Raw genomic sequence first — 1,682 nt, 5'->3', positions numbered from 1 at the left:
CCCGCCCGACATTGCCCATGACGGAGGCGGCACGCGCCAGGGCGGCGGACTCGTGCTGTCGCTGCTCCGCGGCCTCCTTCGCGGCGGCCTCCTTCTCGGCCGCCTCCCGTGAGGACTGGGCGGCCCGGTCGTCGCCCTCGTGCGTGTCCTGCTCCGGCTGCCCCTGGCCCGTTCCCTGCCCGGCCGCACCCGCCCCGACCCGCTGTGCGGCCGGGCAGGGAACGGGCCAGGGGCAGCCGGAGCAGGACACGCACGAGGGCGACGACCGGGCCGCCCAGTCCTCACGGGAGGCGGCCGAGAAGGAGGCCGCCGCGAAGGAGGCCGCGGAGCAGCGACAGCACGAGTCCGCCGCCCTGGCGCGTGCCGCCTCCGTCATGGGCAATGTCGGGCGGGAGAAGCGCCCGACACGACTGAACTACACCAGCTCCGACGGTGAGGGTACGGGATCCACCGCTTCCTCCGGCGGGTCGTCCCCGGCATCGGGTTCCGGGTCCAACCGGGCCCAGCGCCGTGCTGCCGCCAAGAAGTCGAAGAAGCGTCGCTGAACCCGGGAGTGACCGGACACCGGATCCCCGGTACGGGTCTGCGCACGCCGACCCCGCCCTCGTCGGTCCCGGGGGCGGAGCGCCGCGCGTCGGTCCCGTGACCGCGACCGTCAGGCCACGTCCAGGGCGGTGGTGAGCCAGCGTCCCCGGAACTCCTCCAGGCGCACGGCCACGGCGCGGGTGCGCGGCCCGGCCTGCACGGCCACCGAGACCTCCACGGCCCCCGGGCGCAGGGAGCAGGCGCGAGCCGAGAGCACCCGGCACGACCCCGCCCGCACGCGCGTGTCCCTGCCGGCCGGGAGCATCGTGCCCAGCAGGTCGAAGAGGTCCGGGACCACCCAGCGGCGCAGCTGCTCCAGGGGGCGCAGACCGCAGAGGATCTCCACGACGCCGCGAGCCAGGCCCGCGGCCCAGGCCTCCGGGTCGGGGGGAGGGGTCGCCGCGAGGGGGCGCACGGGGTCGGGGCGCAGGCGTTCCTCGAGGTCACTGAGGTCGCGGGGCCGGACGTCGCGGCGCATGTCCCACCGGATGCACGGGTCGCCGTTGCGGACCGACGGTGCGGCCCGACGTGCGGTGCCGGCGGCGCTCATGGTCGGCTCCCGGGGATCCGGAGGTGGGTGCCCGGATGGATGAGGCCCGGGTCGGTGCCGATGATCTCCGCGTTGTCGGCGTGGATGCGGGGCCACAGGGCAGCGATCCGCTCGTCGTCCGCGTCCGCTCCCAGGTGCTGGGCGGCGATCGTCCACAGGCTCTCCCCGGGGACGACGACGTGGACCGCGGCGGTGGCTGTGTCTCCGGGCGTGGGGGAGTGGGTGCCGGGATCGCCCACCGTCGTCCCGGTGCCGCCGGAGGACACCTGCGCCCCGGGGCCCGCGTCCGCCCGCAGTCCCGCGAGGACCGGGTCCGGCGCTCCGACCCCGGTGTGCCCGATCTCGGGACTGCGACTGAGGGTTCTTCCCGTGCCCGTCGGTCCCTGCCCCTGTGGCGACACGCCCGGCGTGGGGTCCGAGGTCCGGGCCGCGCCGTGTGGGGAGCCGGGGGTCCAGGACGGGTCTGCGTCGCTGGGGGTGCTGCGTGCCGGACCCGGTGCCGGGGAGGTGCTCCCCGTGCTCGGCGTGGGCGTGCCCGCCCCCGTCC

The 1,682-nt window shown here is 76.7% G+C and carries 3 protein-coding genes; 1 reads left to right on the top strand and 2 read right to left on the bottom strand.

Features of this window, described 5'->3' with window-relative positions; all coding sequences use genetic code 11:
• The coding region (locus BQ9890_RS17005) for a hypothetical protein (RefSeq protein WP_407638864.1) at positions 1–545 on the top strand (545 nt) is incomplete at its 5' end.
• A 110-nt stretch (positions 546–655) separates the two neighbouring features.
• Here BQ9890_RS17005 and BQ9890_RS17000 read toward each other — a convergent pair.
• Both BQ9890_RS17000 and BQ9890_RS16995 read right to left on the bottom strand, forming a co-directional pair.
• On the bottom strand, positions 656–1,135 hold the full coding sequence (locus BQ9890_RS17000; RefSeq protein ID WP_078062154.1) for an Rv3235 family protein: 480 nt from the start codon (positions 1,133–1,135) through the stop codon (positions 656–658).
• A partial coding sequence (locus BQ9890_RS16995) for a LysM peptidoglycan-binding domain-containing protein (protein WP_230297768.1) occupies positions 1,132–1,682 on the bottom strand: 551 nt, incomplete at its 5' end. The genes BQ9890_RS17000 and BQ9890_RS16995, both read right to left, overlap by 4 nt.

Source organism: Actinomyces provencensis (genome assembly GCF_900155435.1).
Taxonomy (GTDB): Bacteria; Actinomycetota; Actinomycetes; order Actinomycetales; family Actinomycetaceae; genus Pauljensenia; species Pauljensenia provencensis.
This window is presented reverse-complemented; position numbering and strand designations above follow the sequence as displayed.

Bases quoted from the DNA above. Each gene is read 5' to 3' on its own strand.
- BQ9890_RS17000 (WP_078062154.1), bottom strand. From the start codon at position 1,135: ATGAGCGCCGCCGGCACCGCACGTCGGGCCGCACCGTCGGTCCGCAAC.